21 protein-coding genes and 1 riboswitch are annotated in these 25,550 nt (G+C 72.6%); of the genes, 8 read left to right on the forward strand and 13 right to left on the reverse strand.

Annotated features, from left to right (window positions below; all coding sequences use genetic code 11):
- The first annotated feature begins 110 nt into the window (after positions 1-110).
- The gene (locus TR49_RS40130) at positions 111-1,493 is read left to right on the forward strand and encodes a glycosyltransferase family 2 protein (RefSeq protein ID WP_084725080.1); all 1,383 of its coding nucleotides are present in this window, start codon (positions 111-113) and stop codon (positions 1,491-1,493) included.
- 130 nt (positions 1,494-1,623) lie between these two features.
- Here TR49_RS40130 and TR49_RS19745 read toward each other — a convergent pair whose 3' ends face one another.
- On the reverse strand, positions 1,624-2,916 hold the full coding sequence (locus TR49_RS19745) for a hemolysin family protein (RefSeq protein WP_042383316.1): 1,293 nt from the start codon (positions 2,914-2,916) through the stop codon (positions 1,624-1,626).
- Positions 2,917-2,968: 52 nt separating this feature from the next.
- Positions 2,969-4,222: a serine hydroxymethyltransferase gene (gene glyA / locus TR49_RS19750; protein ID WP_042383317.1), complete on the reverse strand. Its 1,254-nt coding sequence runs from the start codon at positions 4,220-4,222 to the stop codon at positions 2,969-2,971.
- Positions 4,223-4,279: 57 nt separating this feature from the next.
- Positions 4,280-4,370: riboswitch (ZMP/ZTP riboswitch) on the reverse strand.
- A 26-nt stretch (positions 4,371-4,396) separates the two neighbouring features.
- Between glyA and TR49_RS19755 the strand changes: the two genes are divergently transcribed.
- Complete coding sequence (locus tag TR49_RS19755; RefSeq protein WP_052434454.1) at positions 4,397-4,834, forward strand: hypothetical protein; 438 nt, start codon at positions 4,397-4,399, stop codon at positions 4,832-4,834.
- Here the strand turns inward: TR49_RS19755 and TR49_RS19760 are convergent.
- The 3 genes from TR49_RS19760 to TR49_RS19770 all read right to left on the reverse strand — a co-directional run bounded on the left by TR49_RS19760 (position 4,827) and on the right by TR49_RS19770 (position 7,314).
- Positions 4,827-5,816 (reverse strand): malate dehydrogenase, encoded by a 990-nt coding sequence (locus tag TR49_RS19760; protein ID WP_042383318.1) that lies wholly within the window; start codon positions 5,814-5,816, stop codon positions 4,827-4,829. The genes TR49_RS19755 and TR49_RS19760 overlap by 8 nt on opposite strands.
- Positions 5,817-6,020: 204 nt before the next feature.
- Entirely contained in the window at positions 6,021-6,437 is a 417-nt protein-coding gene (locus tag TR49_RS19765; protein WP_042383388.1) for a DUF3017 domain-containing protein, read from the reverse strand.
- Positions 6,438-6,450: 13 nt separating this feature from the next.
- On the reverse strand, positions 6,451-7,314 hold the full coding sequence (locus TR49_RS19770; protein WP_042383320.1) for a bifunctional methylenetetrahydrofolate dehydrogenase/methenyltetrahydrofolate cyclohydrolase: 864 nt from the start codon (positions 7,312-7,314) through the stop codon (positions 6,451-6,453).
- Between the two features lie 212 nt (positions 7,315-7,526).
- Between TR49_RS19770 and TR49_RS41595 the strand changes: the two genes are divergently transcribed.
- Entirely contained in the window at positions 7,527-7,970 is a 444-nt protein-coding gene (locus TR49_RS41595) for a DUF2752 domain-containing protein (protein ID WP_201776207.1), read from the forward strand.
- A 79-nt stretch (positions 7,971-8,049) separates the two neighbouring features.
- Positions 8,050-8,727 (forward strand): RDD family protein, encoded by a 678-nt coding sequence (locus TR49_RS19780; RefSeq protein WP_042383321.1) that lies wholly within the window; start codon positions 8,050-8,052, stop codon positions 8,725-8,727.
- A gap of 92 nt (positions 8,728-8,819) precedes the next feature.
- Here TR49_RS19780 and purH read toward each other — a convergent pair whose 3' ends face one another.
- Positions 8,820-10,403, reverse strand: a complete 1,584-nt coding sequence (gene purH / locus TR49_RS19785) for a bifunctional phosphoribosylaminoimidazolecarboxamide formyltransferase/IMP cyclohydrolase (RefSeq protein WP_042383322.1) — start codon at positions 10,401-10,403, stop codon at positions 8,820-8,822.
- Between the two features lie 90 nt (positions 10,404-10,493).
- On the reverse strand, positions 10,494-11,168 hold the full coding sequence (gene purN, locus TR49_RS41600; protein WP_152627357.1) for a phosphoribosylglycinamide formyltransferase: 675 nt from the start codon (positions 11,166-11,168) through the stop codon (positions 10,494-10,496).
- Positions 11,169-11,652: 484 nt separating this feature from the next.
- Here purN and TR49_RS40135 point away from each other — a divergent pair, with 484 nt between their 5' ends.
- Entirely contained in the window at positions 11,653-12,552 is a 900-nt protein-coding gene (locus TR49_RS40135) for a hypothetical protein (RefSeq protein WP_052434455.1), read from the forward strand.
- 4 nt (positions 12,553-12,556) lie between these two features.
- On the opposite strand, the gene TR49_RS19800 is transcribed toward TR49_RS40135, so the two are convergent.
- Entirely contained in the window at positions 12,557-14,299 is a 1,743-nt protein-coding gene (locus tag TR49_RS19800) for a cell division protein PerM (protein ID WP_042383323.1), read from the reverse strand.
- Positions 14,300-14,912: 613 nt separating this feature from the next.
- Between TR49_RS19800 and TR49_RS40140 the strand changes: the two genes are divergently transcribed.
- On the forward strand, positions 14,913-16,430 hold the full coding sequence (locus tag TR49_RS40140) for an RNA polymerase sigma factor (RefSeq protein ID WP_052434456.1): 1,518 nt from the start codon (positions 14,913-14,915) through the stop codon (positions 16,428-16,430).
- Positions 16,431-16,543: 113 nt separating this feature from the next.
- Here the strand turns inward: TR49_RS40140 and sucD are convergent, their stop codons facing one another.
- Entirely contained in the window at positions 16,544-17,425 is an 882-nt protein-coding gene (sucD, locus tag TR49_RS19810) for a succinate--CoA ligase subunit alpha (protein ID WP_042383325.1), read from the reverse strand.
- 16 nt (positions 17,426-17,441) lie between these two features.
- Positions 17,442-18,617 (reverse strand): ADP-forming succinate--CoA ligase subunit beta, encoded by a 1,176-nt coding sequence (gene sucC, locus TR49_RS19815; protein WP_042383326.1) that lies wholly within the window; start codon positions 18,615-18,617, stop codon positions 17,442-17,444.
- A gap of 566 nt (positions 18,618-19,183) precedes the next feature.
- Here sucC and TR49_RS19820 point away from each other — a divergent pair.
- Positions 19,184-19,651 carry an ATP-binding protein gene (locus TR49_RS19820; RefSeq protein ID WP_052434457.1) on the forward strand — a complete coding sequence of 156 codons (468 nt, stop codon included), beginning with the start codon at positions 19,184-19,186 and terminating at the stop codon, positions 19,649-19,651.
- A gap of 123 nt (positions 19,652-19,774) precedes the next feature.
- On the opposite strand, the gene TR49_RS19825 is transcribed toward TR49_RS19820, so the two are convergent.
- From TR49_RS19825 to TR49_RS19835, 3 genes are read right to left on the reverse strand one after another with little or no spacing between them, the layout of a single operon-like run.
- Positions 19,775-20,974 carry a vWA domain-containing protein gene (locus TR49_RS19825; protein ID WP_042383327.1) on the reverse strand — a complete coding sequence of 400 codons (1,200 nt, stop codon included), beginning with the start codon at positions 20,972-20,974 and terminating at the stop codon, positions 19,775-19,777.
- Positions 20,971-23,760, reverse strand: coding sequence for a DUF5682 family protein (locus TR49_RS19830; protein ID WP_439654116.1), 2,790 nt, complete (start codon positions 23,758-23,760; stop codon positions 20,971-20,973). The genes TR49_RS19825 and TR49_RS19830 overlap by 4 nt, the downstream gene beginning before the upstream one ends.
- Positions 23,761-23,788: 28 nt before the next feature.
- On the reverse strand, positions 23,789-24,919 hold the full coding sequence (locus TR49_RS19835) for an ATP-binding protein (RefSeq protein WP_042383329.1): 1,131 nt from the start codon (positions 24,917-24,919) through the stop codon (positions 23,789-23,791).
- Positions 24,920-25,120: 201 nt separating this feature from the next.
- Here TR49_RS19835 and TR49_RS19840 point away from each other — a divergent pair.
- The coding region (locus TR49_RS19840; protein WP_042383331.1) for an SWIM zinc finger family protein at positions 25,121-25,550 on the forward strand (430 nt) is incomplete at its 3' end.

Raw genomic sequence — 25,550 nt, forward strand, 5'->3', positions numbered from 1 at the left:
CCGCTGACCCTGTCGGACATCTGTCGGACACCTGTCCGTCCGCCACCTGCGCCGCGTCGCGCGCGTTGTTCACCGTGGTGGACCAGTGACGAAGCCGGAGGGATCCGCCGATGACGCCACCTTTGGTGACGGTGATCACACCTGTTCACGACACGCGGGAGTATCTCGGCCAGTGGTTCGCCTCGCTGCGGGCGCAGACCCTCGCCCCCGGCGAGCTGGAGGTCCTGGCCGTCGACGACGGCTCCACCGACGGCAGCGCCGAGGAGCTGCGCGCGCTCGCCGCGTCCTGGCCCGAGGTGGTGCGGGTGATCGGCCTGCCGACGCGCGGCGGCCCCGCCCGCGCCCGCAACACGGCGTTGGACGAGGCCCGCGGCCGCTACGTCTACTTCCTCGACTCCGACGACCGCCTGGGCGAGGACGCGCTGCGCCGCCTCACGGAGGCGGCCGAGCGGCTCGGCTCGGACGTGGTGGTCGGCCGCGTCGTGGGCGTGAACGGACGCTGGGTCTCCCCGGAGCTGTTCCGGGAGACCGTCGACGACGTGCGCTTCCCCGGCTGCGCCCTGGCATGGTCCCTCTCCCCCGCCAAGCTGTTCCGCCGCGAGCTGCTGGGGCGTCACGCCCTGCGCTTCCCGGAGGAGCTGCCGGTCTACAGCGACACGCCCTTCGTCCTGACGGCTTTCTTCCTGGCCCGCCGCATCTCCGTGCTGGCGGACTACGACTACTACTACCTGCTGGCCCGCGGCGACCGCAGCAACATCACCACCACCGCCCGCCTCGCCGACCGCCTGCGCGGCACCGCGGCGGGCGTGGCCGTGGTCCTCCGTTTCACGGACCCCGGGCCGGTGCGCGACGAGGTGAACGACCGCTACATCCGCAGCGACGTGGTCAACCTGTTCGGGCGCGACTTCCTGCAGTCAGCCCCGGAGGAGCGGAGCCGGCTGGTCGCCGCTGCCGGCGAACTCGTGCGCGCCCACCTGACCGACGCGATCCGGGCCCGGTGCACCGAGCCCCAGCGGCTCAGGCTGCACTGCCTGCAGCACGGGCTCACCGAGGAGTTGACGGAACTTGTGCGACACGAGTGCGAGCACGGCGAACTGCCGGAGCCGGTCACGGCGACGGTGTCCTGGGCTGCGGAAGGCCTGCGGGTTCAGACCTCCCGTCCGCTTCCCGGGCTCGTGCCCCCGCCGGTGACCTGGCTCTCCGACGCCGTCGGCCACGTCGCCTCCGACGACGAGACGGTCATCCCGCTGCGGGACCTGCTGCCGCGGCAACGCAGCACCCTGCGCCTGGAGGCGAGTTACGCGGGCCGCAGCTTCCGGGGCCGGATCACACCGGAGGCGGAACTGCCCCAGCGCAAGGTCTGGCGCGGCGGCCGCGTCTACCGGCTCACGCCGAAGCCGGGCCCCACCGGCGAGCTGGAGGTGTGGGCGGCACGGATCAGCCTGCGACGCGTCGTGGGACTGCGCCTCAAACGCCTCCTGAGGACCCGCTGAATCCCGCTGGGAAACGCACCGACGGGGCCCCGCGGCCGAACGACGGGGGCGTACCGGGGGCGGAACCTTGCAGGCTCGGTCCGACGGGCTCCGCCGACGTCCGGCCCTGCCGCCTCGGCCGGTTGCCGGACTACTCCGCGACCGCCTCCGGCGGGGTGGTGACGCGGACGCGGTCGACGCGGCGGCCGTCGAGGCGGGCGACCTCGAGGAGGTAGCCGTCGGGGGTGGTGATGCGGTCGCCCTCCAGCGGGAGGCGGCCGAGCTCCGCGACGACGTAGCCCGCCACGGTCTCGTACGGGCCCTCCGGGAGTTCGACGCCCGTCTCCTCCTCGAAGTCGGAGAGGTTGAGCAGGCCGTCGACCTCGATCGAACCGCCGGCGAGGCGTCGCGTCGTCGAGAGCTCCTGGGAGTCGTACTCGTCGCGGATCTCGCCGATGACCTCCTCGACGAGGTCCTCCAGGGTGACGATGCCGGCCGTGCCGCCGTACTCGTCGACCACGATCGCCAGGTGGTGACCCTCGTGCCGCATCTCCGACATGGACGGCAGGACCCGCTTCGTCGCGGGCAGCAGCTTCACGGGGCGGGCGATGTCGCGCACCGCGCCGACGGCGTCCGCCCGGTACAGGTCGCGGACGTGGACGAAGCCGACCACGAGGTCGTAGGAGCCGTCCACGACCGGGTAGCGCGAGTGGGGATACGCGCGCACCTCGTCGCGCACCTCGGCGACCGAGCGGGAGGCGTCGAGGAAGGTGACCTCCGTGCGCGGGACCATGACCTCGCGCAGCTGGCGCTCGCCCGCGGCGAAGACCTCGCCGATCAGCTGGCGTTCGTCCGAGCCCAGCTCGGTGCTGGCGGCCACCAGGCCGCGCAGCTCCTCGGAGCTCATCGCGTTGCGTCCGGCCTTCGGGTCTCCGCCGAGCAGGCGGACCATCAGGTTGGTCGAGACCGACAGCAGCCAGATGACCGGGCGCAGCACCCGTGAGATGACGTCCACCAGCGGCGCGGCCGTCAGCGCGATCGACTCCGCGCGCTGCAAACCGATCCGCTTCGGCGTGAGCTCGCCGAGAACCAGGGAGACGTACGAGATCAGGAGCGTCAGCAGGACCAGGGCGAGGGTGTCGGCGACCCCGCTGTCCATGCCCCAGCCGACGAAGACCGGCGAGAGCTTCTTGGCGAGGGTGTCCGCGCCGAACGCCGCCGACAGGAAACCCATGCAGGTGACGCCCACCTGCACCGAGGCCAGGAACCGGTTCGGGTCGGCGGCCAGGTGCGCGGCCCGCGTCGCACGCTTGGTGCCGCGCTCGGCGAGCGCGCGGATCTGGCCCTCGCGAAGGGAGATCAGCGAGATCTCCGCGATGTTGAAGATCCCGCCGATCACGATGAAGAGAAGGACCAGTCCGGCATCGCGCAACGTCTCGCTCACCGGGCCAGTGTAGGGACCCCCGAGCCGTGCTCCCGCCGCCCCGTCCGGCCGCCTACCGGACGGGCAGCCCCGGTGCCGGATAGACGTCCATCAGCGCCTTGACGTCGGCGCGGACCTTCTCGATCGTCGCCTCGTCGCCCGACTTCGCCGCGCCCACGACCAGGTCGATCCACTCCGCCACGCGCGCCATCTCGCTCGCCGGGATGCCGCGTGAGGTCAGCGCCGGTGTGCCGATGCGGATACCGGAGGGGTCGAACGGCTTGCGGGTGTCGTAGGGGACGGTGTTGTAGTTCACCACGATGCCCGCGCGGTCCAGCGCCTTCGCGGCGACCTTGCCGGGGACGTCCTTGCCGGTGAGGTCGATCAGCAGCAGGTGGTTGTCGGTGCCGCCGGAGACCAGGTCGAAGCCGCGGGCGGCCAGCTGCTCGCCGAGCGTCTGCGCGTTGGTGACGACCTGCCGGGCGTAGACGCGGAAGTCCTCGCCCGCCGCCTCCTTCAGCGCGACGGCGATCGCGGCTGTCGTGTGGTTGTGCGGGCCGCCCTGCAGACCGGGGAAGACCGCGCGGTCGATCGCCTTGGCGTGCTCGGCGGTGGAGAGCAGCATCGCGCCGCGCGGGCCGCGCAGCGTCTTGTGGGTGGTAGTGGAGACGACGTCGGCGTGCCCGGCCGGGGAGGGGTGCGCGCCGCCCGCGATCAGGCCGGCGATGTGGGCCACGTCCGCGACCAGCACCGCGCCCACCTCGCGGGCGATCTCGGCGAAGCCGGGGAAGTCGATGGCGCGCGGCACGGCCGTGCCGCCGCAGAAGATCAGCTTGGGCCGCTCGGCGAGCGCCAGGTCGCGCACCCTGTCGAGGTCGACCCGGCCGCTCTCCTTCTCGACGCCGTACTGCACGCCGCGGAACCAGGCGCCCGTCGCGGAGACGCCCCAGCCGTGGGTGAGGTGGCCGCCCATCGGCAGCGCCATGCCCATCACGGTGTCGCCGGGCTTGAGGAACGCCAGGTAGACGGCGAGGTTCGCGGGCGAGCCCGAGTACGGCTGCACGTTGGCGTGGTCCATCGCGAACAGCGTCCTGGCGCGCTCGATCGCCAGCGTCTCGACCTGGTCGATGTGTCGCTGGCCCTCGTAGTAGCGCTTGCCCGGGTAGCCCTCGGAGTACTTGTTCTGCAGGACGGTGCCGGTGGCCTCCAGCACGGCGTGCGAGACGTAGTTCTCACTGGGGATCAGGCGCAGCGTGTCGGCCTGGAGTTGCTCCTCGGCGACGACCAGCGCGGCGATCTCGGGATCGGTGACGGCGAGACGGGACATGGCAGCACTCTCCTCCGGGTCTCTCACTGGCTCTACGTCCGTCGTAGTCCAGTCCGACCCGGCTGCCCAGGCGTACGGCAGTCCGGCGGTGGTGCGCCTCGCCGCTTCCTCGGGGTTCCCTCCCCGTGCGCCAGTCGCGGCACGCACCACCCTACGGGACGCTAGCCTGCGCGCGTGGAGACGCTCACGGACCGAGACTTCTACCCCGAGTGGCACGACGCGCTGGTGCTGCTCAACCGCGACCTGGCCGCGACCGAGCCGGGGACGGAACCCTTCGCGCTGCTGCTGGACGAGTACGGGGTCTTCGTCGGCTTCCCGTCCTGGGGCGCGCAGGGCAACCCGCTGCGGGAGGAGGAGGCGGGGCTGCCGGAGGTCGCCGACGCGGCGCAGGAGTCCGCGATGGAGCACCTGTGGCGCACCTGGCCGGTCTGCCCCGAGCACGACCTCGGCCTGCACGTCCGGCTGCGCGAGGAGGACGGGGCGACGGTGTGGTGGTGCGCCGGGCGGGGCCCGGCCGGGCACGGCATCGTGGTGGGAACGCTGGAGGCCCGGCGGACCAAGGGCCGCCGGGCCTCGAAGAGCGGGAAGAACCGCCGGCTCGGACTCAGATGAGGCCGAGCTCCTTGACCGCGTCGCGCTCCTCGATGAGCTCCTTGACGGAGGCGTCGATGCGGGCGCGGGAGAAGTCGTTGATGTCCAGGCCCTGGACGATCTCGAACTTGCCGTTCTTCGCGGTGACCGGGAAGGAGGAGATGATGCCCTCCGGCACGCCGTAGGAGCCGTCGGAGACGACGCCGGCGGAGGTCCAGTCGCCCTCGGCGGTGCCGTTGGTCCACGTGAAGACGTGGTCGATGGCGGCGTTGGCGGCCGAGGCGGCGGAGGAGGCGCCACGGGCGTCGATGATGGCCGCGCCGCGCTTGGCGACGGTCGGGATGAAGTCCTCGGCCAGCCACTTCTCGTCGGCGACGGCCTCGGCGGCGTTCTTGCCGGCGACCTCGGCGTGGAAGATGTCCGGGTACTGGGTGGCGGAGTGGTTGCCCCAGATGGTCAGGCGCTTGACCTCGTCGACGCCCACACCGAGCTTCTTGGCCAGCTGGGCGATGGCGCGGTTGTGGTCCAGGCGGGTCATCGCGGTGAAGCGGTCGGCCGGGACGTCCGGGGCGTGGTTCTGGGCGATCAGCGCGTTGGTGTTGGCCGGGTTGCCGACGACCAGGACGCGGATGTCGTCCGCGGCGTTGTCGTTGATGGCCTTGCCCTGCGGACCGAAGATGCCGCCGTTGGCGGAGAGCAGGTCACCGCGCTCCATGCCGGCCGTGCGCGGGCGGGCGCCGACCAGCAGGCCGACGTTGGCGCCGGCGAACGCGGCGTTCGGGTCGTCGAAGATGTCGATGCCCTTGAGCAGCGGGAAGGCGCAGTCGTCGAGCTCCATGGCGGTGCCCTCGGCGGCCTTGACGCCCTGCGGGATCTCCAGCAGACGCAGCTTCACCGGCACGTCCGCGCCCAGCAGGTGGCCGGAGGCGATGCGGAACAGCAGCGCGTAGCCGATCTGGCCGGCCGCGCCGGTCACGGTGACATTGACGGGGGTGCGGGTCATTTCTACCTTCTCCAGCTGTCGCCGACGCGTCTCTCGACATCGAGAGAACCAGCGTCAGGCTATCGCAACAGGACCCGACCGAGGGCGTGGCCTCGCCACGCCCTCGGGAGTCCTTCGTCACGTTTCCGACACGGTTCTGCCGAACCGGTATCAGCCCAGCTCACAGCGGTATGACCAGGCCCGTCGGGCCGGGGGTGTGAACCCTCAGTCGCCGCCGCCGTCGCTGTGAACCATGCTGCCCAGGCGCCCCACGAACGGCAGGTGGATCACCGGATCGGGGAGCGACGCGAGCGCGAGTACGACGATGACCAGACCCAGCACGCCCATCACCACGATGTCCGTGAACCGGCTGCGCACCGCCAGCATCCCGACCTCGGGCAGGGCCGCCCGCAGCACCGCGCCGACCAGCAGGCCGACGCCGACCGTGACGATCCCGGCCCGCCACGCGCCCAGCGCGGTCACCAGCAGTCCGACGCCCACGACGGTCAGCACCACGACGATCGGCCACTGGCGCACCGGCACCGGCCGGTCCCGCCCGGCCGCGGCGGAGCCGCCCTCGGGACGGAACGTCCCGGTGGTCTTCACCGGCGGCCGCTGCTGCGCCTTGGGCTTGCGTGCCATCTCGTCGGCATCCTCAGTCGCGGGCTGCACTGGCCTGCCGCTCCGCCGCCTCGACGACGTTCGCGAGCAGCATGGCCCGGGTCATCGGACCGACACCGCCCGGGTTCGGGGAGATCCAGCCGGCCACCTCGGCGACCTTCGGGTCCACGTCACCGGTGTACACGCCGTCGACGCGGCTGACGCCGACGTCCAGCACGGTCGCGCCGGGGCGCACGTGCTCGGGCTTGATCAGGTGCGGCACGCCCGCGGCGGAGACGATGATGTCCGCGCTGAGCAGGTGCTCGTCCAGGTTGCGGGTGCCGGTGTGGCAGAGGGTGACCGTCGCGTTCTCGCTGCGGCGGGTGAGCAGCAGGCCGATCGAGCGGCCCACGGTGATGCCGCGGCCGACGACGGTGACGTTGGCGCCGTTCAGCTCGATCCCGTGGCGGCGCAGCAGCTCGACGATGCCGTAGGGGGTGCACGGCAGCGGCGCCTCGACCCCCAGCACCAGGCGGCCCAGGCTCATCGGGTGCAGGCCGTCGGCGTCCTTGTTCGGGTCGATCAGCTCGAGCACGCGCTTCTCGTCCAGGTGCTTCGGCAGCGGCAGCTGGACGATGTAGCCGGAGCAGGCCGGGTCGGCGTTGAGCTCGCGCACGACGTCCTCGACCTGCTCCTGGGTCGCGTCGGCGGGGAGTTCGCGCTGGATGGAGGCGATGCCGACCTGCGCGCAGTCGCGGTGCTTGCCGCGCACGTAGGCGTGGCTGCCGGGGTCGTCGCCGACCAGGACGGTGCCGAGGCCGGGGTTGATCCCCCGCGCCTTCAGCGCATCGATCCTGGTGACGAGCTCGGACTTGATCGCTGCGGCGGTGGCCTTGCCATCGAGAATCTGGGCGGTCATGACGCCATTCTCCCGGATCGTGGAAGCGCTTGTGTCAGGGGCCGGTCGCAGCCCGACCGTGCATGATCGCACATGGACTGTCGGGATCCGGTTGCAAATACGCCACAACCGTGTGGGGGACCTGCGAACGAGGTGGACACGGCGGCTGCCGCTCGCAACCATGGGTGTCGGTTAAGAGCAGTAAGAAAGCAGGAACGGGGGCACGGGGGGACGTGAGCGCAGACCAGGCTTTCGCCCTGGGCAGGCGCGCCGCTTTGGAGCGCCGTTGGGCCGAGATCGCGGCCGGTCGTTACGGGGGGCCTCTTCGGGTGCTGCTCCGTGGCGGCGGAGCGGCGGTCGTCGCCGTCGTGGCGGCGGAGGTGCACCGCACCCATGATCCGGGCGTGCTCTGCCCGTTGCGCCGGTTCACCGGCATCCCCTGTCCCGGCTGCGGCAGCACCACGGTCTTCATGGACCTGGGCGCCGGTCACGTCGGCGCGGCGATCGCCGCCAACCCGGTGACCGTCCTGGTCGGTCTCGGTCTGCTGTTCGCCCCGCTGGGCGGCGGCGCCTGGTGGTGGCGGCTGCCCGCCCGGAAGAAGAACATCGTCATCTTCTCTGCTGCGGCGGTCTCCTGGCTGTGGCAGTTGCACCGATACGGCTTTCTGCCCTCCTGAGCGTCACTGCACTCCGATAATCTCACCGCCTGTCAGCACACCCACTTCTCACCACGCATCCCTGCCCGGAGGCACGAACATGAGCTACCCGCCCGACCCGAACAACCCTTACGGCCAGCCGCAGCAGCCGCAGAACCCTTACGGTCAGCAGCCGCAGCAGCCGGGTTATGGCTACCCCCAGCAGCAGCCCCAGGACCAGGCGGCCTACGGCTACCCGCAGCAGCCTCCGGCGGACCCGTACGCGCAGCAGCAGGCCTACGGCTACCCGCAGCAGGGCCAGTACCCGGCCTACCCGGTCGGCCAGGACCCGTACGCGGGCTACGTGCAGAACTCCTACGCCAGCTGGGGCGCCCGCGTGGTGGCGCGCATCATCGACACGATCGTCGTCGGGCTGATCCCGTACATCATCCTGTTCGCCGTCGACGGCCCGTCCACCACGATCAACGCGGACGGCACCATCAGCAGCAACACCGGTGCCTACGAGGCCGGCAGCTTCTTCGTCAGCGTCCTGGTGCTGGTCGGCATCGGCGTGATGAAGGGCACCATGGGCCAGTCCCTGGGCCAGAAGGCCGTCAACATCCGCGGCGTGCGCGAGGCCGACGGCCAGCAGCTGCAGGTCGGTCCGGCGATCGTGCGCGAGGTCGCCCACGTCCTCGACAGCATCTGCTGCATCGGCTACCTGTGGCCGCTGTGGGACGCGAAGAAGCAGACCTTCGCCGACAAGATCATGAACACCGTGGTCGTCAAGTCGAGCTGACCGACGCGCTGCCGTAGCAGCGCGAAAGCGCGAAGGCCCGCCGCACCGAGGAGGAGCGGCGGGCCTTCGTCATGGCGTCAGGTCACTTCGCCTCAGTGGAAGAAGTGCCGTGTGCCGGTGAGGTACATGGTGACGCCGGCCGCCTTCGCGGCCTCCACCACCAGGTCGTCGCGGACCGAACCGCCAGGCTGCACCACGGCCTTGACGCCGGCCTCGGTCAGCACCTCCAGCCCGTCGGGGAACGGGAAGAACGCGTCCGAGGCGGCGAAGGAGCCCTGGGCCCGCTCGCCCGCCCGCTGGACCGCCAGACGCGCGGAGTCGACCCGGTTGACCTGGCCCATGCCGACGCCCACCGAGGCGCCGCCCTTGGCCAGCAGGATCGCGTTCGACTTGACGGCGCGGCATGCCCGCCAGGCGAAGGCCAGCTCGGCCAGCTCCGCCTCGGAGAGCGCCTCGCCACAGGCCAGCGTCCAGGTCGACGGATCGTCACCGGCGGCGTCGATCCGGTCGGCCTGCTGCAGCAGCATGCCGCCGGTCACCGCGCGGGTCTCCACCGCCGGCAGCGCCGGGGTGCCGCGCAGCACCCGGATGTTCTTCTTCTGCGCCAGCACCTCGACCGCGCCCGGCTCGTAGTCCGGGGCGAAGACGACCTCGGTGAAGATCGGCGCGATCTGCTCGGCCAGCGCCACCGTGACCGGACGGTTCACGGCGATGACGCCGCCGAACGCCGAGACCGGGTCGCACTCGTGCGCCTTGCGGTGCGCCTCGGCGACGTCCGCGCCGATCGCGATACCGCACGGGTTGGCGTGCTTGATGATCGCGACGCACGGCTCGGCCTGGTCGTACGCGGCACGGATCGCGGCGTCCGTGTCGGCGTAGTTGTTGTACGACATCTCCTTGCCGTGCAGCTGCTCGGCCGCGGCGATGCCCTTGCCGCTGCCGTCCACGTAGAGCGCGGCGGCCTGGTGCGGGTTCTCGCCGTAGCGCAGCACGTTCTCGCGCTGGAACGTGGAGCCGAGGAACTGCGGGAATCGCTCCTCGTCGGCGGGCGCGTAGCCGTCGGCGAACCAGGACGCCACGGCCACGTCGTAGGCGGCGGTGTGCGCGAACGCCTCACCGGCCAGACGCTTGCGGGCGGCCAGCTCGAAACCGCCGTCGGCGACGGCCTTCAGCACGTCCGCGTAGCGCGCGGGCGAGGTGACCACGGCCACCGAAGGGTGGTTCTTGGCGGCGGCGCGGACCATGGACGGGCCGCCGATGTCGATCTGCTCCACGCACTCGTCCGGGGTCGCGCCGGAGGCGACGGTCGCGGCGAACGGGTACAGGTTGACGACGACGAGGTCGAAGGGCGCGACGCCCAGCTCCTCGAGCTGCGCACGGTGAGACTCCAGGCGCAGGTCGGCCAGGATGCCGGCGTGCACGCGCGGGTGCAGGGTCTTCACGCGACCGTCGAGGCACTCGGGGAAGCCGGTCAGTTCCTCGACCGGAGTGACCGGCACGCCCGCGCCGGCGATCTTCGCCGCGGTCGAGCCGGTGGAGACCAGCTCGACTCCGGCCGCGTGCAGGCCCTGGGCCAGCTCTTCGAGGCCGGTCTTGTCGTAGACGCTGACGAGCGCCCGACGGATGGGACGAACGTTCTCGGAGGTGGGCTGCGGCTGGTTGCTGCCTGAGCTCATTACCGAATCCTTCTGCAATGCCCCGGCGAGATGACCACCCCGCCGGTGCGGTTGATGTGTTGTCCCGTGGGTCGTCTGGGAGTCCCCGGACTACTCGACGGGCGCCGGGATGAGCACCCGGCGTCCGTCGACCCGGTGGCCCTCGCGGGCCATCCGTCCCACGGCGTCGACGAGCAGTTTCCGCTCGACGTTCTTGATGCGCTCGTGGAGCGCCTCGCCCTCGTCCTGGTAGTCCGAGTCGGCGACCTCGATCACGCCCTGGGCGATGATCGGTCCGGTGTCCACGCCCTCGTCCACCAGGTGCACGGTGCAGCCGGTGACCTTGACCCCGTACGCCAGCGCGTCGCGCACGCCGTGCGCACCGGGGAAGGAGGGGAGGAGGGCGGGGTGGGTGTTGACGATGCGGCCCTCGAAGCGGCGCATGAACTCGCCGCCGAGGATCTTCATGAAACCGGCCGAGACCACCAGGTCCGGCTCGTGGAAAGCGGTGGCGGCGGTCAGTGCGGCGTCCCAGTCGGTGCGCTCGGGGTAGTCCTTCACCCGGTGCACGAAGGTGGGGATGCCCGCCTTCTCGGCCCGCTCGAGCCCCGCGATGCCGTCGCGGTCCGCCCCGACGGCGACGATCGTCGCGCCGTAGGCCGGGTCGTCGGCCGCGTCGATGAGCGCCTGGAGGTTGGTACCGGAGCCGGAGACCAGGACCACGAGTCGGGCCGGCGCCGCGGGGGCGGCGAAGTCCAGCGGTGCACTTCCGGGCGCAAGAGCCACTGCTCGGTCCTTCAGGTCGGGCTCTCCGCCGTCCGGTGCCGCGCTGCGTTGCGCTGCCGTCACGCGTCTTGCGCGCGTCGCGCCGCCGGGCCGTGCGTCGAGCTCATTCGGTGGCCGACGCGGGGTGTCATCCTGTGACCGGCATCCGCATCCGCCGAAGAGTGCCCGCAGCCGTCCTGCGGACCGGACGGGAACCTCGGGGGCGCGCCGTCCGTCAGCAACTTTACCGGCACGCTCGCACGACCCCGCACCCCAGACCCCGACCCGACCCCGGCCGGACCCCGCCACGGCCCCGCGCCGGGCCCCGTCACGACCGACGATCATCCTGGGGTCGCACGCCACAGGGCCCCGCCAAGTGAGAGGGTGTCCCTGCGGACCACCGCGGGCGGTCCGCAGACGAGAGGTACGCGCGCACGGTGCACACACGAGCGTGCACGATGCGTGTACGCGTACGGGCAGGCGATCAGGAGTTACGGCGAAGACCATGGGCCACAGCGGCGACACCACCAAGACCGGCGCCCCGGCGCGGGATGCCTTCGCCCCTCCGCCCGAGGGTGCGCCGGACCGCCCCTGGCAGCCACGCGGCCCGGTCACGCACGCCGCCGGCCCGCACGAGAGCAGCGGTTCCGGCAGGCCGGGCGGTTCCGGTACGTCGGGTGGCTCCGGTGGGACGGGCGGTGCCGGCGGCTCCGTCGGCTCGGGCTTCGGTCCTACGGGTTCGCCGGACGCGCGCCCCGGGTCCGGAGAGGGAATCGGCACGGGTGAGGGCACGCCGCCGCCCGCGCCCGAAGGCGACGCCCCCGGCGACGCCGATGCGCCCGGCGCGCCGCCGCGCGGCCGCGCCCAGGTTCCGCCGCCGCACCCGTGGAGCCCCGGCTACCAGGGTCAGCAGCCGCCCCTGCCGCGTTTCCCCTATCCGCCGCCCGGTCCGCGCTACGACCCCAACGACCCGGTGCTGCGCCGCTCCCGGCTGGCCCTGCTCAGCGGCATCTGGGGCTTCTTCTTCATGGTGCTCGGCGTCCCCTACCTCACCCTGCTGCTGGGCGCGCTCGCGCTCTACTGGGGTGTCAGCGCGCTGCGCGGCGAGGTGAAGCCGTCGTCCTCGGCGAAGACCGCCGCCCTGTCCGGGGCCGCGCCGATGCCGCAGAGCTCCCCGTACTACCCCGCGCCGTCCACCCGCCCGCAGGTCCCGGCCGCTCTCGGCGGCCTCGTCGCGGGCGCGGTCAGCCTGGCGCTCGTCGGCGCGGTCTTCGGCGTGCAGCTGTACTACAAGAGCTACTACGACTGCCAGGCGAACGCCCTGACCAAGACCTCCTACGACGCGTGTGCCACCTCCGTCTCGCCGCGCCCGCCGACGTGGCTCACCCAGTTCAACGGCAGCTGAGGCGTCACTGGGACGTCGGGGCAGTACGTCGCTGCCCCGACGTCGTGCCGGGGTCGGTGTGGGTGTCGATGCCCGTGCCGATGCCGGTGCCGGTGCCGATGCCGGTGCCGGATGCGGCATCGAGGCTGGGGCCCGGGCCCTCGGGCCTGCTGCCGGGACGACCGGGATCAAGGTCGAGCTCCTCCGCCGCCGGGAAACCCCAGTCGGCCCCGTCGATCAGGGCTGCGAGAGCCGCCGCCGCGGGCGTCGTACCGGCAGCACGTTCGGCCCCTGGCCGAACGTCGCCTGGATGAGCCCAGCCTGCACGAACGTCGGACGTGGGCGTGCCGGCCGCCGCAGACTTGTCGGCCCCGGACGTGTCGGCGGCAGCGGCCCCGGCCGCGGGGACGACGTCGGCCGCAGGCTTGGGCGGCGTCTTCGGAGTCGTCGCCCGCGTGCGCAACCAGCGCAGCAGCAACGCGGTCGGAAGCGCCACCGTGAAGGTCCAGCCGAAGGCCGCCAGCGCGGTCCAGCCGACCGGCGGGCCGACCTCGGCCAGCGCGCCGTCGCCCAGCGACCCGCCCGCCCACCGGGCCGCGGCGCCCGCCACCAGTCCCGTCCAGGCCGAGGCCCCGAGCACGACCAGCGCAAGGGCCGCCCAGCCGCGGGTCGGCCCGGCATCCCCGGGCTCCGAGTGCTCCTCGACGTACCCCTCGACGTCGCCGGCGTCGACGGCTCCCTTCGTCGGCTCCGGTCCCTCGGACTGCGTGGCCTTTGCGCCGTCGGGTGCCGTGGCGACGGCCCCGACGTGACGCGTGAGGGCCCAGCCGACCACACCGCCCGAGGCGAGCGGCACCACGAGTGCGGCGAACCCGAGAACGGACCGCCCAGGTGCCGGCCCGTCCGCGAGCAACGGCAGCGCCAGTGGCGCGAGGGGCTGCGAACCGAGTGCGGCGGCGTGCCCGCCCAGGGTGAACCCGGTACCGAGTGCGTAGGCCCCGGCCCAGAGCGCCGCGTTCGGGACGAGGACGACGCAGAGCAGCATCAGCGACGACCGCCCCGGCAGATCCGACGCGAGCAGCGCCGCAGACGTGCCCGCGGCGCCCAGATGCACGAAGATCGAGACCGTCAGGACCGCAGCCCCGCCACCCAGCAGGGCGAGCGCACCTGCGAGACCCGCCCGCAGCGCCTGGTCGCGCTGCGGCGCGAGGGTGCGCATCCACTCCAGACGCCGCGCCAATCCGCCGTCCGGCGCAGGGACGGGCCACACGCCCAGCCATTCGCCACGCGCCTGCACCGCGCGCCAGGCGGCCGCGAGACCCCACTCGCCCGTGCTCCGGTGCGCGCCCGCCATCGCGGCGAGCAGCGCGAGCAGCCCCGCCCAGAACAGGTCCGGCACCGGTTCCGTCCGGGGTTCGCTCCCCAGTCCCAGTAGTGCGGCAGGCACGGCGACCCCGAGGTAGCCGACCACCACGTCCCGCCGACGCCCGGTCCGAGCCGCGGCATGATGCACCAGCCCCGCGACGAGCGCCGTCACCAGCAACGGCGCGACACCGAGCGCAGCGTGCCCTGCCACTCCGTCCCAGCGCAGCGGTCCACCGTGCGCGAGCAGCCACAGCGCCGCCGCGAGCCGCGGAACGGCCGTCAGATCGCCGTCCGCGTACGGCGTCGCCACCCACAGCAGCAGCACCGGCACGGCCACGATGCCCCACCCCGCGAGAGCCGCACCGGCACCGGCGAGGAGAGCGGGTCGGTCGAAGAGTGCCATGGTCCAGGGTCGGCACGTGACACGCCCGATCTGTCGCAAAACATGCAGTTGTCACTCTTTGATCCAACAATTCATATATGCGACTGAGCCTCCAGATGGCCACGACGACCCCTGCGGGGCTCGCATGACGCCACCTCAGGACCCCCCGAACTCCTCGCGCTCCTCGCGCGCCCGCACGAAACGTCAGGCGCAGGCCACCCGCCGCGCGTCCTATCCCCAGGCGGACACCTCTTCGGCCTCGACGCCGTCGAAGGCTCCCGACGGCGCGTCAACGCCGCCCACAGGGGTCCCACCCGACGCCACGTCACCAGGCAGAAAGAACTCACAGGCAAAGGCGGACAAACGGCCCCACGCGCAGGAGCAGGCCGCGACGGCCACCCGGGCAGGCGGCGAAAGGCGGCCTTCTGCGGGCACCCGGGTCGGCAGCGCCAAGCGGACGAGCGGCGACAACCGGCCCAGCGGTGGGAAGCAGTCCCCCGGCGAGAACCGGCCCGGCGCCGAGAAGCAGCCAACCGGTGAGAGCCGGTCCAACGGTGACAAGCGGCCCGGCGGTGACAGGCGGCGGCCCCAGGGCACCCGTGCCGCCGCCGACAAGCCACGCAGGCCCCCAGCCGTGGGAGAGACCGCCACGCCCGCTCACCCGGCACAGGCCACGACTGCAGCGGCCCGCACCCGCTCGGCCGACCGGGACAAGGCTGCCCGGAGCACCGCCGGCGGGAACCCCGCCCAGCCCGACACCGCCCAGCCCGACCCCGCCCAGCCCGACGCCGCCCGACCGAGGTGCACTGAACCCGACGCCGCGTCGGCCGCCGGCATCGGTGACGCGCCGTCCCTGTCCTCGCTGGCACCGGCCCCCATCAGCCCGGGCCGGCACGGAGCCCTCGGGTCGGGGCATGCCGCGGTGGCCGGGACCCGGAGCGTCGAGGCGGAGGCCGTCGGGCACGCGGCCGGGCGGGAGCCGTCGAACAGCACGCCCGCCGCATCGGCGTCCGCCGGGGCCTTTCCGCACGTCGCGCCACCCGCTCCCGTCGCCTCCGCCGCGCTCCCTGCGACACGGGAGGCCTTCGACGCGCTGTACGCGTCGCTCGCACCGGAACTGACCTGGCAGACGTTCCTGCTCACCGTGAACCGCCACCGCGCGGCCCACTGCGTACGGCGGGCATTCCAGCTCGCCTGGACGAACTGGACGACGGTCAGCGCCGATCCCTCACCCGAGGGCTGGCTCCGTGCCGCCGCCTTCGATCTCGCGCTCTCCCCCTGGCACGGCGGGGGCCCCCGCATGCAGCACGCCTTCCGCCTCCCCCGTCTCCGGGCGCAGCGCACCGCCACGGTCGACGTCGACGACGCCGTCGGCCACACACCGGACGCGACGCCGGGCGCACAGGACCGCGCTCTGCTGCGGACGCTGATGCGACTGCCTCGTCCCCAGCGCCGGGCCCTGGTCCTGCACGACGTGATCGGCCTGGACTGGGCGCAGACCGCGGCCGAGGTCGAGGGCAGCACGCCCGTCACGTTCGGGCGCGTCGCCCGCGCCCGTCGCACGATGGCCGAGGCACTGCCGGAGATCGCCGGCCCGGATCCGGAGGCGGCGGGGTTCGGACGACGGCTCGGCGACCGGCTGCGGGCAGCCGCGGTCCGTGCCTTCGCGAGTACGCCCGAGCAGATCCCGGCCCACGTCACCCGCACCCGCGCGCGTCTGCACGACGGCGGGCTGACCCTGGCCGCAGGGGCCCTCGCTCTGGCAACGGCGGCCTTCCTCGGCGCGGGAGCGGTCTTGGGCACACCGATGCACCCGGCGGAGCGGCCCGTGGTCCCGCATCCCACTCGCGCCACCATCATGGGCACCGCGAATGACGCGCCGACCGCCGACTTCCAGCCGCCGAAGGTTCCGGCCCCGCCGATCACCGCCTTCACGACCGGCCCCGGCCTGGTCCAGCAGAGCCAGGACACCTCCGGCGACGCCAAGAAACGGTCCCACAAGGGCCGCAGGCACCCCGGCCGCCGGGGTGCCCCGGGCAAGCCCGCGGGCCAGGCCAAGCCCGGGGGCCCCGGGCACCCCGGCGCTGCGGGCGGGCACCCACAGGGCCACCCGCACCAGCCCCACCCACGAAACGTCACCGCCCTCGACTGACCGGACCCCGTGCAGGCAAAAGGGCCGCCCCCGCGAGCGAACGCGGGGACGGCCCTTCAGCCGGGCACTTCAGCACTTCAGCACTTCAGCGCCTCAGCGCCTGGGTGGCATGCTCAGCCGATCAGCTGACGCGCCAGGCGAGCGGTCTCGGACGGCGTCTTGCCGACCTTGACACCGGCGGCCTCGAGGGCCTCCTTCTTGGCCTGCGCGGTGCCGGAGGAGCCGGAGACGATGGCGCCGGCGTGGCCCATGGTCTTGCCCTCGGGCGCGGTGAAGCCCGCCACGTAGCCGACGACCGGCTTGGTGATGTGCTCCTTGATGTACGCGGCCGCACGCTCCTCGGCGTCGCCGCCGATCTCACCGATCATCACGATGATGTCGGTCTCCGGGTCGTCCTGGAACGCCTGCAGCGCGTCGATGTGGGTGGTGCCGATGACCGGGTCGCCACCGATGCCGACGGCCGAGGAGAAGCCGATGTCGGACAGCTCGTACATCATCTGGTAGGTCAGGGTGCCGGACTTCGACACCAGACCGATGCGGCCGGCCTTGGTGATGTCGGCCGGGATGATGCCCGCGTTGGACTGTCCGGGGCTGATCAGGCCCGGGCAGTTCGGACCGATGATGCGGGTCTTGTTGCCCTTCTGGTTGTTGTAGGCCCAGAAGTTGGCGGTGTCGTGGACCGGCACGCCCTCGGTGATGACGACGGCCAGCGGGATCTCGGCGTCGATGGCCTCGATGACCGCGCTCTTGGTGAACGCCGGCGGCACGAAGATGACGGAGACGTCTGCGCCGGTGGCCTCGATGGCCTCCTTGACGGTGCCGAAGACGGGCACCTCGGTGCCGTCGACGTCAACCGTGGTGCCGGCCTTGCGCGGGTTCACGCCACCGACGATGTCGGTGCCGGAGGCGAGCATGCGGCGGGTGTGCTTCATGCCCTCGGAGCCGGTCATGCCCTGGACGATGACCTTGCTGTCCTTGGTGAGGAAGATAGCCATTTCGGTTCCCCAGCCCTTACTTCGCAGCCGCGAGCTCGGCGGCCTTGTCGGCCGCGCCGTCCATGGTGTCCACCTGCTGCACGAGCGGGTGGTTCGCGTCGGTCAGGATCTTGCGACCCAGCTCGGCGTTGTTGCCGTCCAGACGGACGACCAGCGGCTTGGTGACCTGCTCGCCCTTGCTGGAGAGCAGCTCCAGCGCCTGGACGATGCCGTTGGCGACCGCGTCGCACGCGGTGATGCCACCGAAGACGTTGACGAAGACGGACTTGACGTCCGGGTCGCCCAGGATGATCTCCAGGCCGTTCGCCATGACCTCGGCGGAGGCGCCGCCACCGATGTCGAGGAAGTTGGCGGGCTTCACGCCACCGTGGTTCTCACCGGCGTAGGCGACGACGTCCAGGGTGCTCATGACGAGACCCGCGCCGTTGCCGATGATGCCGACCTCGCCCTCGAGCTTGACGTAGTTGAGGCCCTTCTCCTTGGCCTTCGCCTCGAGCGGGTTGGCGGCGGCCTTGTCCTCGAGCGCCTCGTGCTCCGGCTGGCGGAAGTCGGCGTTCGCGTCCAGGGAGACCTTGCCGTCGAGCGCGATGATCTTGCCGTCACCGGTCTTGACCAGCGGGTTGACCTCGACGAGCAGGGCGTCCTCGGCAATGAAGACGGTCCACAGCTTCTGCAGGACCTCGGCGACCTGGTCGGCGATCTCGGCCGGGAACTTGGCCGCGGCGACGATCTCGGCGGCCTTGGCCGGGGTCACACCCTCGACGGCGTCGACGGAGATCTTCGCCAGCGCCTCGGGGTTCTCCTCGGCGACGACCTCGATCTCCACGCCACCCTGGACGGAGGCCATGGCCAGGAAGGTCCGGTTGGTCCGGTCCAGGAGGAAGGAGACGTAGTACTCCTCCTTGATGTCCGCCGTCTGGGCGAGCATCACCTTGTGGACGGTGTGGCCCTTGATGTCCATCCCGAGGATGGCCCGGGCCTTCTCCACGGCGTCCGCCGGGTCGGCGGCCAGCTTGACGCCGCCGGCCTTGCCGCGGCCACCGACCTTCACCTGAGCCTTGACGACCGCGCGGCCGCCCAGGCGCTCGGCGACCGCAGCAGCGGCCTCCGGAGTCTCGATGACTTCACCGTCCAGCACCGGTACACCGTGCTTGGCGAAGAGGTCCCTCGCCTGGTACTCGAAGAGATCCACGCGTGTCCGTCCTTGTGATCGCGACTGCTTGTCTTCCCAGCGTGCCGCACGGACCGCTCCGGCGGGGTACGCGGGTCCTGGCAGGGACCTCGCGTCGGCGCCTTCGCTACGGGGAGCACACGGCGGCGTGGCACGCGGCATGTCCGTCTCGCAGGTTATCCCTGTCCGAGGGCCGGGGTTCACCAGGGAGCCCTCCCGGGCCGGTGATAACCATCACAACGAGGGTACGGCGGGGCGGCGGGCAGGCTGCGCCCCGGTTCGACCACCGTCCGACACGCCCGGGGCGCCAATCGTTCACCGCCCGGCTGCGGCGTTCGGGCAGCCGTCCGGGCCGGTCCGCGCGGGTCCGAGTCCGCCCGGCGTGTCCGGAAAGATCGGGATCACCGGAACGGCCCGTGCGACGCGGGCGCGCCGGGTATAACGGATACGTCACAGCGAACGGTGGGTCGCCGCCACCTGTGCCTCCTGGAAGCGGACGCACGATGCAGAGCACACACAGACCCGGCCTCGGTCCCGAGCGGACCGAGGAAGCCCCGGAGCCGGACCCCGCACCACCCTCGGCCCCCTTGCCGAACCGTTCCGCTGCTGCGTGCCCGCCCACGGACTTCTCCCAGCTCGGCACCGCGCGCTCCACCTGGCCGATGGATCGGCAGGCCGCCGCCACCTTCGGCGCCGAGGCCGAGTCGGTCACCCGGGCCCGCCAGTTCGTCCGGATCACCGCGGCCATGTGGCGACTGCGCCCCGAGACGCTCGCCGACACCGAGCTGTGCATGTCCGAACTGGTCGGCAACGCCGTCCGCCACACCTCCAGCCGCCGCCTGCACTGCCGCCTGTGGAGTGCGCGCGGCCTGCTCTTCGTCGAGGTCGACGACGAGGACGGCGAGGACATCCCCCAGGTCGAGCAACCCGCCGAGGACGACGAGTGCGGCCGCGGCATGCTCCTCATCGACACCTTCGCCGCCGCCTGGGGCTCGCTCCCCCGCCCCGGCCACGAGGGCAAGACCGTCTGGGCCGCCCTCCGGCTCCCCCGCTGACCCCTCCGGACCCGCGAGCCCTGCCTTCCCCGGTGAGCTCTGGGAACCCGCGAGCCCTGCCTTCCCGGTGAGCTGCGGGGACCCGCGAGCCCTGCCTTCCCCCGAGTCCGGCCCGTACGACGCCTACGGCTCCGGAATCGGCAGCGGGCGCTTCTGCAGAGCGGCGGCCATCACCTCGGGAAACAGGTCCGGCGTGCAGGCGAAGGCGGGGGCGCCGAGGGCGGCCAGCGCCGCCGCGTGCTCGCGGTCGTAGGCGGGAGCGCCCTCGTCGCTCAGCGCCAGCAGCGCGACGAACTCCACGCCCGCGGCCTTCATCGCCGCGACCCGCTTGAGCATCTCGTCGCGGATGCCGCCCTCGTAGAGATCGCTGATCAGCACCACCACGGTGTCCGCCGGCCGGGAGATCTTCGACTGGCAGTAGGCCAGCGCCCGGTTGATGTCCGTTCCCCCGCCGAGTTGGACACCGAACAGCACGTCCACCGGATCCGACAGCTCCTCGGTCAGATCGACGACGGAGGTGTCGAAGACCACCAGCCGGATGCGCAGCGACGGCATGGACGCCAGCACGGCCCCGAAGACGGACGAGTGGACGACCGAGGCCGCCATCGAACCGGACTGGTCGATGCAGAGGATCACCTCCTTCTTCAGCGCCTGCTGCGCCCGCGCGTATCCGACCAGCCGCTCCGGAACGACGGTGCGCTGCTCCGGAAGGTAGTTGCGCAGATTCGCCCGAATGGTGCGGTCCCAGTCGATGTCGCGGTGCCGCGGCCTGTTCGACCGGGCACTCCGGTCGAGCGCGCCCCCGACCACGGAGCGGGTCTTCGTGGCGATGCGCCGCTCCAGATCCGCGACCACCTTGCGAACGACGGCGCGGGCCGTCTCCCGCGTCGTCTCCGGCAGCGCCCTGCCGAGGGACATCAGCGTCCCGACGAGGTGCACGTCGGGCTCGACCGCCTCCAGCATCTCCGGTTCCATCAGCAGCCGGGTCAGGCCGAGACGTTCGATGGCGTCCTGCTGCATCACCTGGACGACGCTGCTCGGGAAGTAGCTGCGGATGTCGCCCAGCCAGCGCGCGACCTGCGGCGCCGATCCACCGAGCCCGCCGCTGCGCGGGCCACCCTCGCCGCGCGCCGCGTACACGGCGGCCAACGTCCGGTCCATGGTGGCATCCCGGCCGCTCAGCGAGCATCCCGTCCCGTCGGCCTCGCCGCCGAGCACCAGCCGCCAGCGCCGCAGCTGCTCCTCCCGATCGGCAGACGTGTCGCCACCTGCCGTCGACGTGCCGGGCTCCGGGGTGCGCCCTGTGACTGCGGTGGAGGTCATCGAGGTCCTTCCTCTCCCTGGAGGCGTCCGAGTATCAGGTGCACGGTGGCCAGAGCCGGGCCGGCCCGCGCGACGTCCAGCTCGGCGGCGAAGCCTCGCGGCGCCTCCCCCGCCATGCCCCCGGGCGAGTCCCGGGCGCCCGCACGGATCAGCTCGCCCACACCGCGCCGGACCCCCGCCTCCAGGCGGGAGAACGTGCGTCGCAGCAGCGGCAGGACGTCCGGGAAGGCCGCCGCCGGGATCGCCGCGATCCACGCGTCGACGAGCTGGAGCAGGCGCCGGTCGTGCACCAGCAGCACCCCGCTCCCGGCGAGGAATCCGTCCACCCACGCCGCGCCCTCGGCCGGCGGCACGCCTGGCGTCAGCGCAAGCCCCAGGAGCCGCGCTGCCTCCTCGTCCGCAAGCCCACCGTCGTCAAGGAGCAGTCGGGCCGCCCGTCCGCGCACCACGGCGGCCACCGTCTCCCGAGCGACCAGCGTCCGCAGACACGCCTCCCAACGTGCCCGCAGCCCCTCCCCCTCGGCGCCGACGGTACGGGCGCGACGGGTGGCCTCGGGCTGGGCGGCTCCGGAGGAATCCGTGGGCTGTGCGGTATCGGTGGCCTGTGGGGTATCGGTGGCCTGTGCGGGATCCGTGGCCTCTGCAGCATGTGTGGCTTGTGCGGGATCGGTGGCCTGCACGGGATCGCAGTGGGCTTCGGAGTCGGCGTCAGCAACATCGACCGGAACGGCGGTAAGGGCCGGCTCGGCGGTGCCGCCCAGGTCCGCCCGTGCCGTGGTGAGGAGCCCGACCGCCGTGTGCGTGGCGGCGACGTGCTCGGCGAGCGCCTGCGCCGCTGCCGGGTCCACGGCGGTGGCGGCGGCCGGAAGGCCGATGCAGATGCGGGTGGCGAGGGAGCCCGCGAGCTCTGCGAGCAGCGTGGTACCCGTCGCCCGCACGTCGCCGTAGCGCAGCGAGCGCACCAGAGCGGGCAGCGCCTCGGCGAGGTGCGCGACGTCGGTGTCCAGCGCGGCCCGGTCGCCCAGGCAGCGCAGGACGACCGGGAGTGCCTCCGGCAACGCCGCCAGCAGGCAGCACTCCGCCAACGCGGTGACGTCCCCCAACCGCTGCGCCTCCACGGCGCGCGCCGCCGTCCGCGCCGAGGCCGCGGCCTCGACCGTCGTGCCCCAGACGCCGGCCTCGGCCACCCGCACCGCCAACTCCGGCTCCCAGGCGAGCTCCCAGCTCTCCCGGAACGTTCCCGTCGACCGGGTCCGGGAGGCGGCGGGCACCGCCCAGTTGATGCCGAGCAGCGCCAGCCGGTGCAGCAGCCGACTCCGCTCGGCGTCGAGCTCCTTGCGCAGGTCCAGGTCGAGAGCCCGAACCCGCGCCTCGGGCTTGAGGCGCAGCCTTCGTTGAAGCTTCGTCAGGTCCCTTTGCAGCGGCACCGCGGGCGCCGCCTCGGGCACCTGCCCCAGCGCGTCGCCGACGATGAGCTTCTCCTCGATCAGGCGCAACGGAACGTCCGAGCCGTCGCAGAGCACCGCCCGTGCCGCATCGATCGTCTCCGTCAGGCCCGCCAACGGCCGCCCGCGCACGGCGGCCAGAGTCGCGGCGAGCCGGACCGCCTCGATGACGTGCGCCGAGGAGACCGCGTGGTCCTCCTCCCGCAACAGCGCCGCCATCCTGGCGAACCACCGCTCGACGACATGGTGCCCGCCCGCCTCGAAGAGGTGCTGGTACCAGCCGGGCGAGGCGATGCCCGCGCCGTAGCCGGTGTGCTGGGCCAGACGCCGATGCGTCCACGGCACCCAGGTGACCTCGACGGCGGCCTTGGGCAACCCCTTCAGCAGGGCGTTGTCCGCCGCCACGGTGACCTTGGCCGCGAGCGCCGGTAAGTGCCACGCGCCGCAGACCACGGCGATGCGCTGGTGCCCGGCCCGGGCGGCCGCCCGTATCTGCTTGCGCATGTACGCCTCGCGGCGCGCGTCCTCCGGCGCGTCGGGCGCCCGCTCGCGGAGCGCCGTCATGGCCTCCGCCAGCGCCTCGAACGGAGCCAGTGCGTCGGGTGCGGCTCGCGCGGGCGCCGCTCCCGGCACGGCCCCCACGTCCGGCCCGACGTCCGAGCCCTCTCCACCGGCCCGTACCTCGTGACCCACGTGCTCGACGACGTCGTCCCACCAGCGCTCGGCGTCCTCCTGCCCCGCCGCCCTGGCGAGTTCGGCGATCGGATCGAACCGCTCGGCGCGCTGCCGCTCGGCCGCGTCCCCGTCGTCGCCACCCCGGCCCTCACAGCCTCGGGCGTCGCTGCCCCCGTCGTCGCTGCGCCGGATGTCGCCGTCCCCGTCGTCGCTGGTGACGGAGACCACCTCCCCGGCGTGGTCGGCCCTGGGCGGCTCGCCCCCCGTCCCGTCGCGGACGGCGAGCGCGAAGGTGTGCGCGGCGGGCAGGTCGATGAAGCGGACCGGCACCTCGGCGTCGAGTGCATGCTGCAGCGCAACCCATTCCGGCGAGAAGGCTGCGAAGGGCCAGAACGCTGCGCGAGAGGGCTCGTCCACGACGTGGGCAAGGAGAGCGACCGGCGGCGTCATCTCCTTGCTCGCCGCCAACGACAGCAGTGCGTCCCCCTCCGGCGGTCCCTCGATCAGCACCGCGTCGGGTCGGAACTGGGCGAGCGCGGCGCCGACAGCCCGCGCCGAACCCGGTCCGTGATGGCGCACACCCAGCAGCGCGACCGTCGTTCCCCCATTGGTTCCCGGCGACCTTGTTCCCGGCGACGTTGTTCCCTGCGACGTTGTCAAAGCCATCCCCCTTCCTCGGACTTCCCCGGACTGCTCAGAGCGCGGACGCGTCGCGGCAGGAGCGGTAGAAGTCCTTCCAGTCCGCTCGCTCGCGTACGACGGACTCCAGGTACTCCTGCCAGACCAGCCGGTCCGTCGCGGGCTCGCGCACGACCGCGCCGAGCAGACCTGCGGCCACGTCCGCGGCGCGCAGTTGCCCGTCGCCGAAGTGCGCAGCCAGCGCCAGCCCGTTGGTGACGACCGAGATGGCCTCGGCCGTCGAGAGGGTGCCCGAGGGCGACTTGAGCTTGGTCCGCCCGTCGGCCGTGACACCGTCGCGCAACTCCCGGAAGACCGTCACCACCCGCTGGATCTCCGTCAGCGCGCTCGGCAGCTCGGGCAGATCGAGCGAGCGCCCCAGCTCCGAGACCCGACGGGCGACGATCGCCACCTCGTCGTCCAAGGTGGCCGGGAGCGGCAGCACCACGGTGTTGAAGCGGCGGCGCAGCGCCGACGAGAGCTCGTTGACGCCGCGGTCGCGGTCGTTGGCCGTGGCGATCAGGTTGAAGCCGCGGACCGCCTGCACCTCCTCCCCCAACTCCGGTATCGGCAGCGTCTTCTCGGAGAGGATGGTGATCAGGGTGTCCTGCACGTCGGCCGGGATGCGGGTCAGCTCCTCGACCCGCGCGGTCTTGCCCTCGGCCATGGCTCGTAGCACGGGGCTCGGCACCAGCGCCTCCCTGCTGGGTCCCTCCGCCAGCAGTCGGGCGTAGTTCCAGCCGTAGCGGATCGCCTCCTCCGGTGTGCCGGCCGTGCCCTGGACGAGCAGGGTCGAATCCCCGCTGACCGCGGCGGCGAGATGCTCGGAGACCCACGTCTTGGCCGTGCCCGGCACACCGAGGAGCAGCAGCGCGCGGTCCGTGGCCAGCGTCGTGACGGCGACCTCGACGATCCGGCGCGGCCCGACGTACTTGGGCGTGACGACCGTGCCGTCCGGCAGCGTGCCGCCGAGCAGGTAGGTGGCCACCGCCCACGGCGACAGCAGCCAGCGCTCCGGGCGCGGCCGGTCGTCCGCGGCGGCCAGCGCTGCGAGCTCGGCGGCGTACGCCGTCTCGGCGTGCGGCCTCAGCACCGCGGACTCGTCCCGCGAGAGCGGTGACAGGGGTGATGACAGGGACGTGGACATACGTCTCCTCAAGAGAGAGGCACCAGGGCGTCAGAAAGGAAGGAACGCAGGTCAAAAGGCATCGGATGGGCACTCTCGGCTCGGAGTGCCGCCTGCGAGAACCACTCTGCACCCAGGGTCTGACAATCGGGCGGGCCTGTGGACAACCCGGCCCCGGTGCAGCCGTCCCGGTTGTCAGTGGCGCGCCCTAACGTCGAAGGCATGAACGATCGCTGGAGTACCGATCACGTTCTCTCCCTCGCTCCTGACTCCCCCTCACAGAAGGCCGCGGCCAAGCTCGCCGAGTCGGCCCCGTGGTCCGGCACGGGAGCGAGCGCGGAGGCGGTCTGGGGTGCCTGCAAGGGCAGCGGGTCGCGCCCGTACCAGACGGTCGTCGCCCTCGACGGGCCCGCGTACCAGTGCTCCTGTCCGAGCCGGAAGTTCCCCTGCAAGCACGCGCTCGGGCTGTTGCTCCTGTGGTCCGCCGACACACTGACGGGAGTCGACGTCCCAGAGTGGGCCGAGTCCTGGCTGGCCGGGCGCCGCAGACGCGCCGAGCGTGCGGAGCTCGCCGCCACACCGGCCGGGGGCGGTGCGGGCGCGGACGAGGGCGCGTCGGCGGCCGCCGCGGCCCCGCGCGACGAGGCGGCGG

Source organism: Streptacidiphilus melanogenes, from assembly GCF_000787835.1.
Taxonomy (GTDB): domain Bacteria; phylum Actinomycetota; class Actinomycetes; order Streptomycetales; family Streptomycetaceae; genus Streptacidiphilus; species Streptacidiphilus melanogenes.

What these genes read in the sequence shown, in the direction of transcription:
- TR49_RS19770 (WP_042383320.1), bottom strand. Translation starts at nt 7,314, where the DNA reads ATGACCGCCCAGATTCTCGATGGCAAGGCCACCGCCGCAGCGATCAAG.
- TR49_RS19765 (WP_042383388.1), bottom strand. Translation starts at nt 6,437, where the DNA reads ATGGCACGCAAGCCCAAGGCGCAGCAGCGGCCGCCGGTGAAGACCACC.
- glyA (WP_042383317.1), bottom strand. Translation starts at nt 4,222, where the DNA reads ATGTCCCGTCTCGCCGTCACCGATCCCGAGATCGCCGCGCTGGTCGTC.
- TR49_RS19835 (WP_042383329.1), bottom strand. Translation starts at nt 24,919, where the DNA reads ATGTCCACGTCCCTGTCATCACCCCTGTCACCGCTCTCGCGGGACGAG.
- sucD (WP_042383325.1), bottom strand. Translation starts at nt 17,425, where the DNA reads ATGGCTATCTTCCTCACCAAGGACAGCAAGGTCATCGTCCAGGGCATG.
- TR49_RS19800 (WP_042383323.1), bottom strand. Translation starts at nt 14,299, where the DNA reads ATGGCACTCTTCGACCGACCCGCTCTCCTCGCCGGTGCCGGTGCGGCT.
- TR49_RS19830 (WP_439654116.1), bottom strand. Translation starts at nt 23,760, where the DNA reads ATGGCTTTGACAACGTCGCAGGGAACAACGTCGCCGGGAACAAGGTCG.
- TR49_RS19825 (WP_042383327.1), bottom strand. Translation starts at nt 20,974, where the DNA reads ATGACCTCCACCGCAGTCACAGGGCGCACCCCGGAGCCCGGCACGTCG.
- TR49_RS40130 (WP_084725080.1), top strand. Translation starts at nt 111, where the DNA reads ATGACGCCACCTTTGGTGACGGTGATCACACCTGTTCACGACACGCGG.
- purH (WP_042383322.1), bottom strand. Translation starts at nt 10,403, where the DNA reads ATGAGCTCAGGCAGCAACCAGCCGCAGCCCACCTCCGAGAACGTTCGT.
- TR49_RS19780 (WP_042383321.1), top strand. Translation starts at nt 8,050, where the DNA reads ATGAGCTACCCGCCCGACCCGAACAACCCTTACGGCCAGCCGCAGCAG.
- TR49_RS19760 (WP_042383318.1), bottom strand. Translation starts at nt 5,816, where the DNA reads ATGACCCGCACCCCCGTCAATGTCACCGTGACCGGCGCGGCCGGCCAG.
- TR49_RS40135 (WP_052434455.1), top strand. Translation starts at nt 11,653, where the DNA reads ATGGGCCACAGCGGCGACACCACCAAGACCGGCGCCCCGGCGCGGGAT.